The sequence below is a fragment of the Anaerolineae bacterium genome (assembly GCA_013178015.1).
In the GTDB taxonomy this organism is placed as follows: domain Bacteria; phylum Chloroflexota; class Anaerolineae; order DRVO01; family DRVO01; genus Ch71.
This window is the reverse complement of the sequence record JABLXR010000069.1, coordinates 1-17051: the sequence shown is the minus strand read 5'-3', so window position 1 is coordinate 17051 and position 17051 is coordinate 1. Positions and strand designations below refer to the sequence as shown.

Genomic DNA, 17051 nt, shown 5'->3' with positions numbered 1-17051 from the left:
GACGCCATAGTCCTAGATGTCATGATGCGGGACGTGGACGGGTGGGCCCTCCTCCAGCAGCTACGCTCTCGGCCCGACCTGGACGGAGTGCCCATCGTGGTGTGCTCCGTCCTGGAGGAGCCAGAACTCGCCTACGCCCTTGGCGCGCAGGCCTACCTCAAGAAGCCAATCGCGCCGGAAGACCTTCTGTCCCTGCTGCACGATCTGCTGGGCGGGAGTAGTCGGGGGGAGCTGCATCCATCAGGGCGCTGAGGCAGCGGGACCACTCCTCGCTGCCTGGCCTCATGGCGCGGGTGTAGGCCAGCCGGGCCGGGGGCTCCTCGCCCTGGTCCTCCCCCGGCCGCCCTGTGGCCACCACGACGCGGGCCCCCCTCAGCAGCCCGGCGGCCCGGGCTTGGTGCAGGAGCTCCTCGCCTCCTAGCCGGGGCATGGCCAGGTCCAGCAGGATCACGTCGTACCGCTGCCGGCGCAACCGCTCCAGGGCCTCCTCACCGTCGGCGCACAGGCCCACCTCCAGGCCAGCGAACGCCGCCTTTAGGGTCCGATCGGCCAGAGCCCGGAACCCCGGGTCGTCGTCCACCACCAGCGCTCGCCGGGGTGAAGCCACCGCGTTCCGCACCGCCTCCACCAGCGTGTCCACCTCCACCGGCTTGGTCACGAACGCGTCCACCTGCAGGCGGTAGCGGGAGTCCGATACCGGCGGCATCTCCAGCTCGATCACCCCCAGGTCTCGCCTGCCGGTGGCCGACCAGATCCTCTCGGGGGTGATTCCACCGCCGTCCTCCTCGCCATGGCGGACGAGGATCACCGCGGCTGGATGCTCAGCCTCGACTTCCTCCGCCAATGAGTCGAGCCCCACCAGGGGCAGGACTCGATAGCCCTTGACGGTGCGGGCTACCATCCGGCCCGACAGCTCATCCGGTGCCACCACTACTGCCGCCTTGCCCAGGGGGTTCTCGGGAAGGGGAGGCCGCCAGCCCTCGGGGGCGTAGTAGGCCAGGCGCGAGCGCGCCCTTCCCGCTCCCGGCACCGGGATGGTGAAGGTGAAGGTGCTGCCCACCCCAAGCTCGCTCTCTACGGTTATGCGCCCGCCGTGCATCTCCACGAATCCCTTGCACACGGCCAGCCCCAGCCCGGCTCCTCCCCTGCCACTGGTGATGGGCCCGGCCGCCTGGCTGAACTCATCGAAGATGTGGGGCAGGTCCTGGGCAGGGATGCCCACTCCCGTATCGGCAACCGAGATGTAAACCTCGCCGTCGCGCTCAGAGGCCGTCACTCGGATGTGGCCGGCGTCGGTGAACCGGATGGCGTTGTTGAGGAGGTTGAGCAGAACCTGGCGTATACGGGTGCGGTCCACCACGACCTCAGGGAGGTCGGCGGCCACGTCGGCAATCAGGTCCACCGGGGAACCGCGCAGCAGGCCCCGGGCGGTGGACACGGCCTCTTCGATCACCGAGGCCGGGGGCGTGGGCTCGAGCCTGAGAGGCAGCCTGAGAGCTTCGATCCGCGACAGGTCCAGCACGTCGTCTATCATGCCCAGCAAGTGCCGGCTGGCCTGGTAGATCTCGCGCACGTCGGCCCGGAGCTCGGGCGTCCAACGGACCCCTCCGTAGACCTCGGGGGAGCGGTACATCATGCGGCTAAAGCCCAGGATCAGGTTCAGGGGGGTGCGCAGCTCGTGGCTGATGTTGGCGGCGAAGCGGGCTTTGACCTCCCGGGCTTCGTCCGCCTCGCGCCGGGCCGTCTCCAGTTCCCGGTTGGTCCGCTCCAGCAGGGCATACATGCCGTGCAGGTCCTTGGAGGCCTGCTGCACCTGGGCGCGCCGCTGCATGGCCTCCGAGGCGAAGCGCCAGGCACGGCCCTCGCTCTCCTCCAGGCGGATCAGCGCCTGCAACACCTCGTGTCCAGCGGCCCACACGACCACCAGGGCCGCCATGGCCTCCCGGATGACCACCCATGCCTCTCGAGTTCCGCTGAGCAGCGTGACTGAGGCAACCGTCAAGGCCGCAAACGCGGGAAGGGCACCCCAGGGGCCCAGCACCACGCCCGCCACTAGCGTCGCCGCCATACCCAGCCAGGCGGCCATGGCCGCGCTCTGCAGGGCCATCTCCGCCAGCGCCGCCCCGAGCATACCGAAGAGCAGTGAGAGAGCAGAAAGCGGCGACCCGGCTGACGGCACCAGGGCAAGGCAGCCTCCGGCAGCCAGAACCAGAGGCCCGATCAGGCTCACCCAGTCCTGGTGCGGGTGCCGGGTGACGAAGACGCCCATCGCCCACACGTAACCGGCCCCCACCATCAGCAGCGCCAGCCGGCGGCGGGTGGATTGCATCAAATGGTGGAGCCCCACCGGAGGTGAGCGCCTGTCCACCGGCAACACCGCTGCGTCGTCCGCCTGCGCCAGCACCTGACCTTCCACCGCCGCCATGGCTCCTCCCGCGCTACCCCCGCGCCGGCAAGGCTGCCCCTTGCCGGCGCACGCCCGACCCGGAGTGCCTCCATGCTGGCCCACCGCCGGACCCTGCGCAAACTGGAGCAGCTCGACGGCCCTGGCCCAGCAATGCCCGATACTCCATGGTGCGGCCAGAGGACGCCGTCCGACGAACGACAGGTGAGAGCTCAGCATCGGGAGGCCGGATCCTGACCAGCACCGCCGCTCAGGAAAGCCGCGGAGTTATGGCTGAGCGAAGCCCGCCCCCGCGGGCTGGGGTCCTTTCCAGCCGGCCGAGAGCCTGCCCTGAGCAAGGCGAATGGGCCGACTCGTCCCCAGCCTGGGTCCGGGGTTCAGTGACCCACGAGGAGTTCGCGCGCCCACGCGCGAAAGAGCCCTGGCACCAAACGTCGCCGCCCGCGTGCCGTGCCTGGGAGCGCGCACTCCCTCAAGGACCCTGAACACGAGAATCGGCTGGGCGCGGTGGCGGACTACCCTCCTCTTCTCCACCCCGACGCTCACAGTCGAGGGAGTCAGGTACTACCCCTGGTCCAGTCGCTGCTGAGCTCGGTGAGGATCGCCATGGGCTGAAGTAGCGGCGGCGTCGGTGCCCCGGATGGAGTCGGGCGCCGCACGACCGGCTTGAGGTCACGCGCCGGTCCTCCCATTCCTCATTGCCACGGCGGTCAGCCGTCGTACCGCCCGATCTCCTCCGCCAGCGGGGTGAGCAACTCCAGCTTCCAGGGTTCCATCTTGGGCGACACGGAGCAGGACGTGCTCAGTATGTAGCCGCCGTTGGGCATTCCCGTGCGCAGCACCTCGGAGACGTAGCCCAGCACCTCCTCCCTGGTCTTCATGCCCAGCATGGCCACCGCGTTCAGGTTGCCCTTGATGAAAAGCCTGTCCCCGAAGTCGCGCTTGGCCGCTGCTAGGTCGCCATCACCCAGCGGCGGCGGATCCAGGGTGTCAATGCCCATCGTCCCCGTCTGCACCATCAGGTCCAGCCGGTCGCCGATGCTGCCGCAGGAATGAGTATACACCGGCACACCCTCGGCCTTGACCGCGTCCGTAACCCGGCGCTCGTAGGGGAGCACGAACTCCTGGTAGATGCGGCGGGAGGCGAAGGGCGCGCCGGCGAAGGCGGAGGAGATGAGCACCGCGTCCACCCCGCGCCGGGCCTGGGCCCGGGCCCAGGTCACCGACGCCTGGGTGAGCCTATCCAGCAGGGCGTGGGATTTGCCAGCGTCCATGACCAAGTTCATGAGGGCATTCTCGTAGCCAAACAGCTCCATGAAGTGGGTAAAGGGGGAGAATACCTCACCGTGGACCGACACCTCGTCGCCCACCAGCTCCTTCACCCGGTCAATGGTGCGGAAGAAGTAGTCGGGCACCTCCGACAGCGGCCCGCCCACAGCCTTACCGGATAGCCAGGGGACGTGGTAGGTGTTCCACACGTAGCCGGGCAGCTCGTCAATGCCGCTCAGGTCATCGGGACCTATCTCGGCGAAGTCGGCCCGCTGAGGACGGGAGGGGTCTGGGGGCGTGTAGTGGGGATTGTCGTCCCAGGGGAAGAAGGTTACGAATCCATTCCGCCAGGTGAGCCGCTCGCCCTCATCCGTCTTCTCGATGGAGGCTACCTCATCGAGAAGGTCGACGGGACGGCCGGGCAGGTTGATGAGGATGCCGTCGAAGCGGTAGCGGCGCTGCAAGGTCACCAGGGCCTGGGCGAAGCCCTCGCTGGTGAACCATATCTCGTGGGGGGCGATGTCGGTGTTGAGGAAGTAATGGCCCAGGGCCAGCTGGCACATCACCGGCACCCGGTCGGGGATGCGGTGGTACATGGCGTGCTGGATACGCTCGCGCGAGTTCATGGGCGTCTCCCGCAGTGCGTTGCAGTGCGGTGATGATAGGCCAGGGATGAGGGTGAGGCAATGTGGCTGGCGCGGAGCAGGGCGGCCGGCTGATTCCTGTCCTGAGCCAAAGCCCTGAGCAGGGAAAGCGGTCAGCCAAGCGGCGCCGGCCGAGAGCTTGCAGGGACACGCCGGGCCGCCCTTCGTGGACCTGGCGCCGCCAAGGCGATACGGCCTGGGCTATGTGAACGCATCGAGCGCTAGGCGGCGCGTGTCGCGTGAGGCTACCGGCGCCCGTTGGTGTTACGGTCGGTGGTCGGGGAGGTCGAGGGGCTCGAGCCCGGTGAGATGACGGCGCACGCGCGCAATCAACTCCCCAGGCGTCACCACTTCCATGGTGCCGTATCTATCAGGGAAGTGACGCGGGTTGAGAGTGACCAGGAAGCGACAGCCGCAGTTGGCGGCGCATGCCAGCACAGGCGCATCCGCCGGGTCGGATACACAGCCCAGGGCTCTCCTCACTGAGTCCGAGTCCGGCGCCTCAACCAGCTTGGTGGAGAGGGCAATGAACCCTTCGAGGTGCGGGACGGCTTCGGGCAGCTTGCGCCGCAGAACGGAACGTGCCTCTTCCAGAACCAAGTCGCTGACCACCAGGTCCACCATCCTGGCACGGCCAAGCTCGCACAGGGTCAGGCTGGCACCGGCAGGGTTCCTCGCTCCGGGATCGCGGTACCGGCCGTAGATGGCGGAGAAGATCACGTTTGTGTCCGAAAAGACGCGCAGAGCCGGAAGCGACCGGTCGTCCCTACCCATAGCGTTGCTGGTAGAGGCGCTCCCTCTCTTCCCGTGCCGCCTGGAGCAGGTCTTCCAGACTCACCCCGGCCTCATCCATCGCCTTGGATATCTCCTCCGCCAGTTCTCCCAGAATGCTCGCCTGGCGAGTAAGAACGATAGTACCTTGGCCTAGGTCAATGACCTGAAATCGGGTGCCGGGCTGAAAGTCATTGCGCTCCCGCACCTCCTTGGGCAAGGTCAGCACTCCCCGGTCCCTCATTACCGCCACCGAATCCACTAGTCCCCTCCGGTGCAGTCTGCATTGCAGTATACACTGCATTACTGCCCCCGGCAAGGCCCGATGGGTGCGAGTCAGAACCCGGGGCAAGCAGGCGGCTGAAGGCGCCCGCTGAGGGCCCGCGGCCGGGATGTGGGGCCTAGACCTGCGGCTCCGAAGCGTACCACCCCATATCCTGCCGACTGTCTGGCCCGGACTCAAGCACTGACTCGTACTCACCCACAAGGCGAGGGCCTCAGCACCGAGCTACCACGCTCTGTGCGGCACTGAGGGGAGCCGGCGCGGGCGCGCAGGCCGCCGGGGTTGCTCCGGGGCTCCTATCGTCGCGTGACTCTTGCCTCGACCAGGTTGAACTCGACTTCCACCGCCTCCTGCCCGCGCTCAACCGACGCCACCACCCGCTCCCCCTCTTCGTGCACGCTCACCGGCAGGCCCTCGCCGTCCAGGGGCGATACGAACAGGGCGGTCAGGAATCGCACCGCCTTGACCCTCCCTGTCGGCCGCAGTGCCAGGTGTTTGAGCAGGCGCTCGCCATTGCTGTCCGGCGGCGTGCGCTCCAGGTGCCAGGCAGCACCCTCGGGGAGGAGAGAGCGTATCAGCAGCCCTGCTTTGGGCTTGCGGATGCGGACGTCGCTGCCCTGGATGCCGATGTCGCCGTAGGAGTGGGCCAGCCAGTCGAAGGCTACCGGCTCCGGAGCCTGCAGGTCGTCCAGCACCAGGAACATGTCCGGCTTGAGGAAGGCCACGTACCGGCAGAACCGGGCCAGCCGGTCGCCGTAGGCGCGGGAGGCGTCCCCCACCACGGCATCGAAGTCCGGCCCGGCCTGGAAGAAGACGATCCTGCCGTTGCTATTCTCCCCCTTGTACTGCCTCATGAAGGCTGTATGCTGGCCTCCCTCTATCACCCTTTCCTGCCCCTGCCCATCCACGAGGATGGTGTTGCTGCCCGGGGTGTACTTGAAGTAGTCGAAGTAGAGGTAGTTGGCCCCGTAGAGGTGCTCCAGCAGCTTCTCTCCACCCGCCTGGAGCACGATCTTGTTCTGGTCGTAGCGGTCGTGATGGCCGAGGTAGGGGCCGCTACGGAAGGCTAGGTAGGTGTCGGTGGGCTTCCACCCAGAGCGCAGGATGGCCCAACCGGTGCTACGCAGGAGAGCCGAGGGCGTCTCGGCTGCCGGGTCCTGAGGCACGATAGACTCGTCGCACCACAGGTACTCCCAGTGGCCGTTGCACTCCCGCCGCTCGGGGAACCACCGCCCGCCGGGGTAGAACTTCCCCCGCTCCGACCCCGGCGGATCGAACCCCTCGTACAGGGCGTACCGCTGCGCCTCGGGGTCGCCGAACCTGGAGGCGAAGAGGAACATAAGGGGGCGGAAGGAGTAGGCCACACCCTCCGCCCGGTCGAAGCCCATCATGTCATCGTCGAAGGCTAAGCCACCCGCGGGCGTCAGGGCCCGGTTGAGCATGTCCTTGACCTTGAGGAAGGCCGGATGGGCCAGCAGGTCCTCGCCGGTGACGCGGCGCAGGGCCTCGAAGAACATGGCCGCGCTCATGTAGGAGTACTCCCACACGTAGGGACAGGGCTCTGGGAACTCACCGTCCTCGCCCACCGTCCGGATCAGCAGGACGTCCACGAAGCGGTCGCGACAGAACCGCACCCACTCCCGGGCGGTGGGATGCTCGTAGTAGAGGGCCAGCCCCGCCAGGCCCAGCCCGGCCGTGTCCAGCCAGGTATGGTTGAGGATGGAGCCCAGGAGCAGAGCATTGCCGTTGAGAGCGTGGTGGTAGAGCCGGTCTCCCTGGTAGCCCAGTGCCGCGGCCACGTGCGCCCGCTCCTCCTCACTCAGGTCGGGGTACAACCAGTCGTAGGCCGTGGCCATGCCTCGCAGCTTGAAGGTGGTGAAGATGCCGGTGTCCTCGAACACCGGCATCTTGCGTTCCTCGGTAGGATGGGGCCGGACGGCCACGCAGGTCCCGCCCGACAGTTCCAGCGAGCGCAGCTCCAGGGCGGAGTACTCGTCTATGGTGGCCTCCGAGTCGGCGTAAGCACCCCAGATGCGCTTGTCCCACCGGGCCGGAGTCAGCAGCCACCTCCTGGCGGCCTCCAGGTGCTCCCGGCGCCCCAGCATGAGGTAGGCGAAAGCGTACATCTCCGGCAGGTTGCGGATGAGCATGGAGAGCCGGTACTGGGAGACGTAGCTGCGAGCGTAGGCCTCATCGTAGTTGAGGCTGTTCTGGGCGCTGTGCCGATACCCGGCGAAGGGACGCACCAGCTCAGGCCGGTAGAGCTCCCAGCTCAGCCTCTCCTCGGCCACGCGAACGAGGGAGCGGAGAATCTGGCCGCAGATGGCCCCCTGAGCCTTAAGGCGGATGGTGTCGAGGTCGGCTTCGGTGAAGAAGAGATAAGGGTGCTGCACGGACAGCGCTCCCTCCTCGGTGAGATGCCCATCGGGTCGCGCACGGCCATGCGCAACCGCGGCCGGGCTCAGGCTCACATTCTGCCCCGCCGAGGTCGCCGGGTCAACGTAACCGCACTTCTGCCTCCCCCGTCCTCAGGGCCATGCCCCCGAGTCAGCGCTGGCGTGCGACCTAGATGCGATTACCTTGCTGAGGGATCTGGCTCTCCCGCTTCTGAGGCGCAGGCCCTGCTAACCCCGAGTGCCAAGCCGGCGCTATGTGAGGCTCCTCCCGCCGATGCCGGCCCGTGCCCTTGCACCGCCCCGGCTCTATCCAGTAGCCTGGGGGCAGGAGAAGTGCCTATGAAGCCTGCGCCCCGATACGCCATGAGTCCCCGGGAGCGGGTGCTGACCTCCCTCAACTGGCGCGAGCCGGACCGGGTCCCCATCCAGGTGTACCTCACGCCCGAGGTGGAATCCATGCTCCGAGCCCACTTCGGCATACGGGACGCTGCCACCCGGCAGGACTCCGCCGCTCGCATCTCCACCGCCACCCGCCAGACGCACGGCGACGACGCCCTCCTGGTCCACCTGGGGGTGGACTTCCGCACCATCGAGCCGGAGTGGAAGGGCCCGGTGAAGCCGGCCCGCGACGGCATTACCTACGACATCTGGGGTGCGGGGTACCGCCGCGTCTTCCACGGCTCCGGCCACTACGATGAGGCAGTGGAGCTCCCCCTCGCCCAACTGCACACCCTCCAGGACGTGGAGAACTACCCCTGGCCCGACCCGGACGACTACGACTACTCGGTACTGGCCGACCAGTGCCGCCGTTACGAAGACTACGCCATCGTCCTTGGCAGCGCCGGCATGCCCGACATCCTCAACGGAGTCTCCCGCGGCCGGGGGATGGAACGGGTGATGATGGACATCGCCCTGCGCGACGAGGTGGGGTTGGCCATCATAGACCGCCGCTGCTACTTCTACTATCAGGTGTTGTGGCGGGGGCTGGAAGCGGCCGCTGGCCGGGTTGACCTCCTGCAGCTGGGCGAGGACACCGGCAACCAGAACGGGCGCATGTTCTCCCCCCGCGACTTCGAGGAGGTGTTCCGCCCCCGCCTGGAGCCCTTCTACCGCCTGGCCCACGAGTACGGCGCCCGGGCCATGATGCACTCCTGCGGCGACACCCACGACATCATGCCCACGTTCATTGAGATGGGCCTGGATGTGCTGGACGCCATGCAGCCGGAGCCCAAGGGCATGGACCCGGAGGCCATCCGAGCCGCCTGCAAGGGGAAGCTGGCCTTCTGTGGCCTCATAAGCACCCAGAAGACACTGCCCTTCGGCACGGTGGAGGAGTGCCGGGCGGAGGCTCGCCATCGGCTGGACGTAATCGCCAGGGGCGGCGGCTACATCTTCGCCCCGGCTCACTGCATCCAGCCGGGCACCCCTCTGGAGAACGTCCTGGCGGTCTACGAGGAGGCGCTGGGAAGACGGCTGTGAGGCCGGCCTAGCTCCTTGGCTGTTCTTCCGCCCCTTCCATGCAGGGTAGGCCCAGGATGACGTAAGTGGCCTGGACCAGCTCCCGGCTGAGCTCTACCCGACCGCCGAACAGCCGGGCCCGCTCATGGACCTTCCACTGCCTGAAGCGTGCCCTTCTCCAACCGATAGATTTGGGTCACCGTATGGCTGGGGCAGCACATGGGATCCCCGGCCACGGCCAGCTTCATTCGCACCACGATCCTCCCCTCCTCAACCCCGACGTACTCGAGCTGTATTCGGTCCCCGAGCAGTGCGTAGCCGGCCTGCTCCAGCTCGCCCGCCCGATTCACCATGGCGACCACGTAGTAGAAGCTCCCCGAGCCGCCCGTTGCCACCGCCAGCACCGCCGCTGCATCATCAGCCCCGTCTCCGTCCAGATCACCGAAACCAGCAGTCTGCAAGCGGACCCGGTTCACCTCTGTAGCGCCCGAGCCGTACCGATGCTCATAGCGGCCAGCCCGAAGTGGGATCGGTCCCAAGTCGGGAAGGTCGTATTCAGCCTCGGCGAGGGCTGTCTCGGTGAGTACCTCCTCGTCCACGTCTGCGAAGGTGGCCGTCTCACCGGTGAACTGGGAGATGACAGACATAACGTAGCCAAAGACGGAGCGCAGCGTTACGCCACTACCGTCCCTCAGGGTGCCCTCTTCCACCACGTAGTCGGTCACCACCGGTTCCTCGTACACGCGATCCTGCCGGCTGTTCAAGGTCACGCGGAGGGTGTGGGATCCGAGGAGCTCCCAGGTGCCCACCTCTTCGGTGGCCGGCTCCCCGTTGAGATAGTCGGTCTTCATCACCGCGACGCCGTCGGTCTGCAGCGACAGGGTGACGTCTCGCCCGCAGCCATCTGCCGAGGGCAGGAAGGCCTTGTAGTGCTCCGCCAGGTTCCTTTCCAGGCGCATAGAAGCCGACTCGGCGTCGTATGGCATCTCCACCTGGCCGGCTGCCAAGGCGCCGAATTCGTACCACACGGTAAGGAGAGCCTCGGCCGCATCCGGATCAGGCATGGTGACCAGGGTGTGGCCGGTGTGCTGCAGCCTGGACACGATAGGCACGTCGTAGGCGCGATCCTCCTGAGCGGCGATGGTCAGGGTGACGATGCCATCGGCGTCCACCATCCAGGTGCCCACCTCCACTAGAGCAGGCACCTCGTTGAAGTAGTCGAGAACCTGGCGTAGGCTGCCACCATGGTTCAGGTAGAGGGTCCCGTCAATGCCCGGGCTGGACGCGCCGGGCAGAATCGTCTTGTAGACTCCCAGCACGGCGGTCGTGGGATCGGGCGCCGCGGTAGACGGGGTGGGCGGAGCCGCGGGGGTGAGTGCAGCACAGGACGCTATCCCCAGGGCGGCGGTCATCACGATGAGGGCCGATAGCGCCCTCCATAGATGTGATCGTCCGCTGGTGGAGGCCATGTCGTATCCTCGCGCCGAAATGTGATAGCCGATCCCATTGTACCCTCAGCCGAGCGCCACGCTATCACCCGCGGCACCCCTTCTTCTCTGCCACGAAGGAGCGACGTACCCGCCTGGGAACAGCTAGTGAACAGCCGCGCGACGGCAGAGGGAGGGTCGGCCAGCTACTCTCCCCCATGGCGCGGAACCGGCGTCGGCTCTGAGCCCAAGATGTGGCGGGTCTGCTCCGTTGGCACAGGACTGGCACCTGTGTGGTGCGAAGCACGGCCTCGGAAGGGGCACCCGACGGCCCTATGACCGCGGGAGCTCCAGGGCTCAGCCGCCAACCCTTCGTCATGCCACCCTCGCCGACACCGCCGGAGCCGCCCTCCGGCGAGGGCGCGCTTCCCCTTCGGAGGCCAACTGCCGGGATCGGGTGCCATTGACGATGGACACTTATGTCTATATTCTACCCCGCCACCGGGGAGCTGGCTGCGCCGTGCCTCGGGGTCCGGCCCATGTCGGGTATGCGGGGAAGCGGGACCGGCTGGATCCGCCAACGCCGCGATTGATCGGGGCCCTCGGCCTGAGACTGCAGCTGCTGGAGTGGAAGGGTTGACCGGCAAGGCTCGATGTGCGGGGGAAGTCGGCCAAGTATCGTCACCGGTCCGGCACGCATTCGCCCTCGGCTGGCCGCAGACGGCCATCGCTCTGGTGGCCGTGCTCTACCTCACCCATTACGTGACCCCGTACCTGCCCCGGGCAGAACTGAGCACGTATCTGGTGCAGCCTCTTCTGTGGGTGGCCCTGGCAGGGGTAGCGCTAGCCTCAGGCCCTCACGACCTTCCTCGGCCGGACCGGTGGATGGTTTCGGTGGCAGCGCTCCTGGGGCTCTTCCAGGTAGCCCTATTCTTGGTGGCGGGGATGCTCTCCGGTTTCGGCATTTCTCCCTACTCCCGCGGCCTGCTGCCGGTGGTCCTTAACCTCGTCTACGTCTTCTCTCGGTTACTGGGACTGGAGATGACTCGCTGGAGGCTGCTTCGGCCCCTGATGCGAAGTGCCGGTGCCGGGGGGATGGTGCTGGTGTGGCTGGGCTTGGCTCTGGCCTCGCTCCCTCTGTCGGGCCTGAACCAGTTGCCGGGCCCGGCCTCTGCGTTTCGCCTCACGGGCAGGCTGCTGCTTCCGGCGGCGTCGGAGAGCCTTCTTGCCACCTACCTGGCCATGGTCAGTGGCCCCACCGGTGCCCTGGCCTATCGGGGAGCGTTGGCCGCGTTCGAGTGGCTGTTCCCGCTCCTGCCGAACCCCATTTGGCCCATCACCGCCTTCCTGGGCACCGTATCGCCGCTCCTGGGGTTGCTGGTGGTACGCGATCTGGCCGAGTTCCGCCGGGCCAAGGACCTGAGCGACGCCCTCAACCGCATCAACGCCATCATCAACTCCTCTCTGGACATTGACCGCATCATGCAGAGGGTGGTGACGGAGTCGGGCCGGGTTCTGGAGGCGGACTTCACCTGCGTGGTGGCCAGACGGCGAGGCTCCTGGCGGGTGCGCTACGCCCACGGGGTGGCCCCCACGGTGTCCTGGGCGGACGCGGATGAGGCTGGGCTCTCTCTGCCGGGTCGGCTCCGCTCCCACGGGGACATCCTGGCGGTGGAGGATGTGCGGCGCAGCGAGTGGCGAGGCCACCGCGCCCTGCAGCGGAGCGGGGTGCGGGCATTCCTGGCGGTGCCTCTGGCCATGCGGCGGGATGTCATCGGCGTTCTGGCCTTCAGTTCCTACTCCGGCCCGGCGTCCTTCTCTGCGGCGCAATTGGACTTCGCCCGCAAGCTATCTGCCTCCATCTCCCTAGCGCTGGCCAACGCCCGGCTGTACCAGAACGAGCGGCGGCAGCACCTTCTGCTCGACGCAGTAGTGCGGAACGCTCCGGCAGCCATCGCGGTTCTGGACGGCCGTAGCCTCAAGGTGCGCTGGGCCAACCCCGCGGCGGTGAAGGCACTCGATCGGCCATTGCCTCAGGGAGACATCGCCGGGGTGCGATTGGAGGAACTCCTTCCGGGCGCGGCCGAAGCCGGGATCGTCCAGGCCGCCCGGGAGGTCCTTCGCCGGCGCACCCCCCTCTCCGCTGCCGAGGGCCGTTACGCCGGCTTCGCCCGCGGGCAGACGTACTGGCGCTTCACCCTTCTTCCGCTCAACGTGCCTGGAAAGGAGCTGCCAGATCTCCTCGTGGTCGCCCTCGAGGTCACCGAGCAGGTGCGGGCCAGGCAGCGCATAGAAGACATGGCTGCCGAGGCGGAGCGGAAGCTCCAGGAGAGCCTCCGGGAACTGGAGCGGACGCAGCAGCAGCTGTTCCGGGCTCAGAAACTCGAGTCCATCGGCCGGCTGGCGGGCGGCATCGCCCACGACTTCAACAATGTGCTGACGGCGATCATTGGCTACGCCCAGATCGTACTGGCTTCGCTTCCCGAGGGGCCGGCCCAGCAGGACGTAGAGGAGATACTGCGGGCGGCCAAGCGGGCCACCGAGCTCACCAACCGTCTCCTGGCCTTCTCCCGGCGCCAGGTGATACGCCTCCGACCTGTGGCCCCGGACCGGCTGATCCAAGACATGGGCGAGCTGCTCCGGGGGCTCACCGGAGAGGACATCCATATCGTCGCCCGACTGGGGGCAGAGGGGGCTGCCATCGAGGCCGACCCGGACCTGCTAGAGCAGGCAGTGGTGAATCTGGTGACCAACGCGCGAGACGCTATGCCCGAGGGAGGCGTTATCACCATAGAGACCAGAGAGGTCTTTCTGAACAGCCCGCCACCAGGAGCGCATTTGGTTCCTTCGCCCGGGCATTATGTCGAGCTCGCCATCAGCGACAACGGAACAGGCATGAGCGATGAGGTCAAAGAGCACCTCTTCGAGCCCTTCTTCACCACCAAGGGGACGGGCGGCGGCGGACTGGGCCTGGCTACCGTGTATGGCATAGTGAGGCAGCACGGAGGCGGGATAGCGGTTAGCAGCGAGCTGGCCAAAGGGTCCACCTTCTCCATCTACTTACCCTGCGCCCAAACGAAGGCAACCTTGCCCGCGACTGAGGGCCAGCCGCAGCCAGATCACCTCCCCCGTGGACAAGAGGTGGTTCTGGTGGCCGAGGACGAGGAAGCCGTCCGGTCAATCGTGGTGCGTATGCTTCACCGGCAGGGGTATCGGGTTCTGGAGGCAGAGGATGGCCGAACCGGCCTGGAGCTGTCCCGTCGGCACCAGGGCCCCATCCACCTCTTGCTAACCGATGTGGTGATGCCCGGGATGGGTGGCCGCGAGCTGGCCGAGCACGTGCGCCGGGAGCGCCCCGAGACCCGGGTGCTCTTCATGTCCGGGTATAACACCGAGGAGAACCTGCTGCGACTGCCCGGCTCGAGCGATCCAGTGGAGCTCCTGCCCAAGCCTTTCAACCACCACGACCTGGCGCTCAAGGTGCGAGAGACGCTGGACGCCCAGTAAGAAACGTCACACGAGCGCCATCCTAACCATATTCTAATACTTTCGGGCTCGCGTTCATATGAATTGGGACTAAGGTACTATTACGCGAGCCTGGTCAACGACACCAGGGGGTTCATCCTCCAGGGCGAGCAGCCGTCGCACGGCGGCCTCGGGGTCGTTGGCGTCAGTGAGGCATGGCGGGGCACCGGAGGTCTCACGAGTACAGCAGGAGTGGAAGGGATGACCGATTTGAGCAAACTGGTGTACAAGGCAAGCAAGGGAGAGCTACGGATCGACGAGTTGACCGAAGACGCGGCCGCTCTCGCTCGGTTCGAGCTCTCGAACGAGGAAAGAGTGGCGCTACAGCGCCACGTTCGCGGCGGCCAGTGGACGAATTTCGTCCCCATGGCCGAGGGTGGCTGGATATAGGCCCGAGCCGGACCGTCTTCCGGGGAGAGCGGCAGGCTCGGTTCCTGACCGGCCGGTCTCCTGGGACAACGGCAGCGACTTGACGTCAAGACCAGGGGCGGCCGCCCTTCGCCTAAGCGGCCGTCCCCATCGCATATGAGCGTGAGACTGCTCCCGCCATGCCGACCACACGGGCTGCCCGGACCGATCGAGGCAGCCCGTAGCCTGTCCGTGAGCGAGCTTCCGCTCCTGCCGGCCACAACAGAAAGAGGGAAGTCAGCCGAAGCTAACTTCCCTTCCACTCCGGAGTAGCGAGGGGTGGCTAGGTCCGCCGCTCCTCGCTGCTCCACCTCTCCGGGGTGCAAGGTCCGTGCCAGCGCCACAGAGAACCAACTTCGGCGCCAGCCGGAGAGGGCGAGGCGCAGAGGACGTAGGGCCGGCTGCTCGCCGGCTAGCTGGCTGCCTTCGCCTCTGCTTCCTGCGCTCGCATGCGCTCTAGGCCCTGACGGTAGATCTCCTCGACCTCGTCAATCATCCGTGTCAGGGTGAAGCGCTCAAGGACGTGCTTCCGCCCCGTGTTGCCCATGCGTTCCGCCAGGTGGGGATGCGCCAGCAGCGCCGACAGCCGGTCCGCCATCATGTCGTCATCTTCCTTGGGGATGACGAACCCGGTGACGCCGTCCAGCACCGACTCCACCAGGCCGCCGCTGCGGCTGACGATGACTGGCTTGCCGCTGGACATGGCCTCCAGAGGCACCAGGCCGAAGGGCTCCTCGCCGCTGGTAGGATAGACTACGATGTCGGACATGGCGTAGGCTTGAGGCAGCTCCTTGGCGAAGTCGAACGAGCGCATGACCACGCGGTCGCTCAATCCGCTGTCCTCTACCATGGAGAAGATGTGGTCCCGATATCCCTGGAGCTCGTGAATCCAGTCCAGGATCTCGCGGGTATCGGTTATGACCACTGACACATCGGGATAGCGGTGGGCTATCATGCGGAAGGCCTCCACCGTGGTGTGAACGCCCTTCCATGGGAGTAACCTGGCCGGATGTAGGATCACTCGTTTGCCGGCCAGCCCCAGCTGCTCCTTCAGGGCGCTGCCATCCACGTCGGGGCGGAACATGTCGGTGTTCACGCCGTGGAGGACGATGTGCAGGTTCTGGAGGTCGGGGATCTGAGCGACTACGTCCCCGTACACGTGCTGACCCACGGCAATGATGCCGTCCCACTCGGTGTTCTCCAGCAGGTGCTGGACCAGGAACTCGCCCCACATCTCATGGATGGTGAGGAAGGTGGGAATGCGCCTCTCTCGCCGGATCTCGGTCAGCGCCAGACCGTACTCGGGCAGGAAGTGATGGAAGTTGTGGGCGTGCACCAACTCGATATTGTGCTGACCGATGAAGTCCGCGTACTCCTTCTTGACCTCGGCCTGCATCTCGGGCAGGGTATGGTCAGCCTGGACCCCCTTGGCGCGCTTGCGGTCGCGCATGATCTCGGGGTTCATCCAGTCACGGCGGTGCACCTGAATGCCCTCCACCTCGCTCTCAGCGGGCTCGCCTTCCATGGAGCCCACCAGGGCGTGCACTTCGTGTCCCTGGCGCACCAGCTCGGCGCAGAGGTCCATCAGGTGAGTCTCTACGCCGCCAGTGGTGGGGTAAAACGCGTAGTGGGTCATGCATACTTTCATGTCAATCTCCTTTGCTCGCTAGGTCAGGCATCGCGCCATGGCCGCCCGTCTCAGCCCTGGGCGCACTGAGGGCAGTCAGGAACCGCCTCAGGTGCTTCGCTCCACGGGCTTGGTGCCGAGGCGCGATGGTTGGGGCTGGGCGATGGAGCACTGTGGCTCGATGCCTACGGATGACTGCCTTGGATGGAAGTGCTGCGATGCACCCCAGGCCACTCTGGCCCGGTTTGTGAGGTCTGTCCTACGGGGATTCGGAGCCGCTCGCCCTGGGGCGAGCTTCACCTGAGGAAAGCGCTGCCAACCGACCTGCTCTATGGAGCATCCTTGCTCCCTGCACGCACCACCGATACCCGGGATACGTGCACCAACGTCAACGCCCTCACCTTCCGCCGATCACATCACATCATGGGCACCCCTCCCTCTGATGAATCATGCTAACATATGGACCTGATCAACTGTGTCGCTACCCTACCATTACTCTCGAGCCCTGTCAAGGCGCGTGGCCGAGCGTGTGCCTCAGATGCGGGGCGAATCGCGGCCACGGCGCTATGCACCTGTCATCCCTGTCGCAGGGACGAATTGCTGCCATGGCGCTACACACCTGTCATCCCCTCGTAGGGGCGAATCTCGTATGTCCGGTATCAGGACATCGCTGACACAATGTATCAGGACATGGTTGACACATCGGACACCAGCTGCACCAGAGGCACAGTGTGCTTGGTGGCTAGATCGATCTGGCGGATGAACATGTGGCGGAAGCTGACCAGGAGCTTGTTGTCGAAGCGCTGCACTCCCACCGGCTCGCAAGCTAGGGCCTCACA

12 protein-coding genes are annotated in these 17051 nt (G+C 66.5%); 4 read left to right on the top strand and 8 right to left on the bottom strand.

Annotated elements, in window-relative coordinates:
- Positions 1–252, top strand: a 252-nt coding sequence (locus tag HPY83_18365; GenBank protein NPV09912.1) for a response regulator, incomplete at its 5' end; no start/stop codon positions are given.
- Here the strand turns inward: HPY83_18365 and HPY83_18360 are convergent.
- The 5 genes from HPY83_18360 to HPY83_18340 all read right to left on the bottom strand — a co-directional run bounded on the left by HPY83_18360 (position 158) and on the right by HPY83_18340 (position 7764).
- Entirely contained in the window at positions 158–2425 is a 2268-nt protein-coding gene (locus HPY83_18360) for a hybrid sensor histidine kinase/response regulator (protein ID NPV09911.1), read from the bottom strand. The two genes, HPY83_18365 and HPY83_18360, sit on opposite strands and share 95 nt — an antisense overlap.
- 689 nt (positions 2426–3114) lie before the next feature.
- Complete coding sequence (locus tag HPY83_18355; GenBank protein ID NPV09910.1) at positions 3115–4299, bottom strand: hypothetical protein; 1185 nt, start codon at positions 4297–4299, stop codon at positions 3115–3117.
- A gap of 282 nt (positions 4300–4581) precedes the next feature.
- Positions 4582–5091, bottom strand: a complete 510-nt coding sequence (locus tag HPY83_18350) for a PIN domain-containing protein (protein NPV09909.1) — start codon at positions 5089–5091, stop codon at positions 4582–4584.
- Entirely contained in the window at positions 5084–5350 is a 267-nt protein-coding gene (locus tag HPY83_18345) for an AbrB/MazE/SpoVT family DNA-binding domain-containing protein (protein NPV09908.1), read from the bottom strand. Before HPY83_18345 ends, HPY83_18350 begins: the two co-directional genes overlap by 8 nt.
- Positions 5351–5667: 317 nt before the next feature.
- Positions 5668–7764 carry a DUF4962 domain-containing protein gene (locus HPY83_18340; protein NPV09907.1) on the bottom strand — a complete coding sequence of 699 codons (2097 nt, stop codon included), beginning with the start codon at positions 7762–7764 and terminating at the stop codon, positions 5668–5670.
- 342 nt (positions 7765–8106) lie between these two features.
- Here HPY83_18340 and HPY83_18335 point away from each other — a divergent pair, with 342 nt between their 5' ends.
- Entirely contained in the window at positions 8107–9246 is a 1140-nt protein-coding gene (locus HPY83_18335; protein NPV09906.1) for a hypothetical protein, read from the top strand.
- A 122-nt stretch (positions 9247–9368) separates the two neighbouring features.
- On the opposite strand, the gene HPY83_18330 is transcribed toward HPY83_18335, so the two are convergent.
- A complete protein-coding gene (locus HPY83_18330; protein ID NPV09905.1) occupies positions 9369–10694 on the bottom strand; it encodes a hypothetical protein in 1326 nt (441 codons plus the stop codon).
- A gap of 594 nt (positions 10695–11288) precedes the next feature.
- Here HPY83_18330 and HPY83_18325 point away from each other — a divergent pair.
- Positions 11289–14159 carry a response regulator gene (locus HPY83_18325; GenBank protein NPV09904.1) on the top strand — a complete coding sequence of 957 codons (2871 nt, stop codon included), beginning with the start codon at positions 11289–11291 and terminating at the stop codon, positions 14157–14159.
- A gap of 219 nt (positions 14160–14378) precedes the next feature.
- A complete protein-coding gene (locus HPY83_18320; protein ID NPV09903.1) occupies positions 14379–14567 on the top strand; it encodes a hypothetical protein in 189 nt (62 codons plus the stop codon).
- A 430-nt stretch (positions 14568–14997) separates the two neighbouring features.
- On the opposite strand, the gene HPY83_18315 is transcribed toward HPY83_18320, so the two are convergent.
- Positions 14998–16233, bottom strand: coding sequence for a glycosyltransferase family 4 protein (locus tag HPY83_18315; GenBank protein ID NPV09902.1), 1236 nt, complete (start codon positions 16231–16233; stop codon positions 14998–15000).
- 662 nt (positions 16234–16895) lie between these two features.
- A partial coding sequence (locus tag HPY83_18310) for a hypothetical protein (GenBank protein ID NPV09901.1) occupies positions 16896–17051 on the bottom strand: 156 nt, incomplete at its 5' end.

What these genes read in the sequence shown, in the direction of transcription:
- HPY83_18355 (NPV09910.1), bottom strand. Translation starts at nt 4,299, where the DNA reads ATGAACTCGCGCGAGCGTATCCAGCACGCCATGTACCACCGCATCCCC.
- HPY83_18320 (NPV09903.1), top strand. Translation starts at nt 14,379, where the DNA reads ATGACCGATTTGAGCAAACTGGTGTACAAGGCAAGCAAGGGAGAGCTA.
- HPY83_18315 (NPV09902.1), bottom strand. Translation starts at nt 16,233, where the DNA reads ATGAAAGTATGCATGACCCACTACGCGTTTTACCCCACCACTGGCGGC.
- HPY83_18330 (NPV09905.1), bottom strand. Translation starts at nt 10,694, where the DNA reads ATGGCCTCCACCAGCGGACGATCACATCTATGGAGGGCGCTATCGGCC.
- HPY83_18335 (NPV09906.1), top strand. Translation starts at nt 8,107, where the DNA reads ATGAAGCCTGCGCCCCGATACGCCATGAGTCCCCGGGAGCGGGTGCTG.
- HPY83_18360 (NPV09911.1), bottom strand. Translation starts at nt 2,425, where the DNA reads ATGGCGGCGGTGGAAGGTCAGGTGCTGGCGCAGGCGGACGACGCAGCG.
- HPY83_18350 (NPV09909.1), bottom strand. Translation starts at nt 5,091, where the DNA reads ATGGGTAGGGACGACCGGTCGCTTCCGGCTCTGCGCGTCTTTTCGGAC.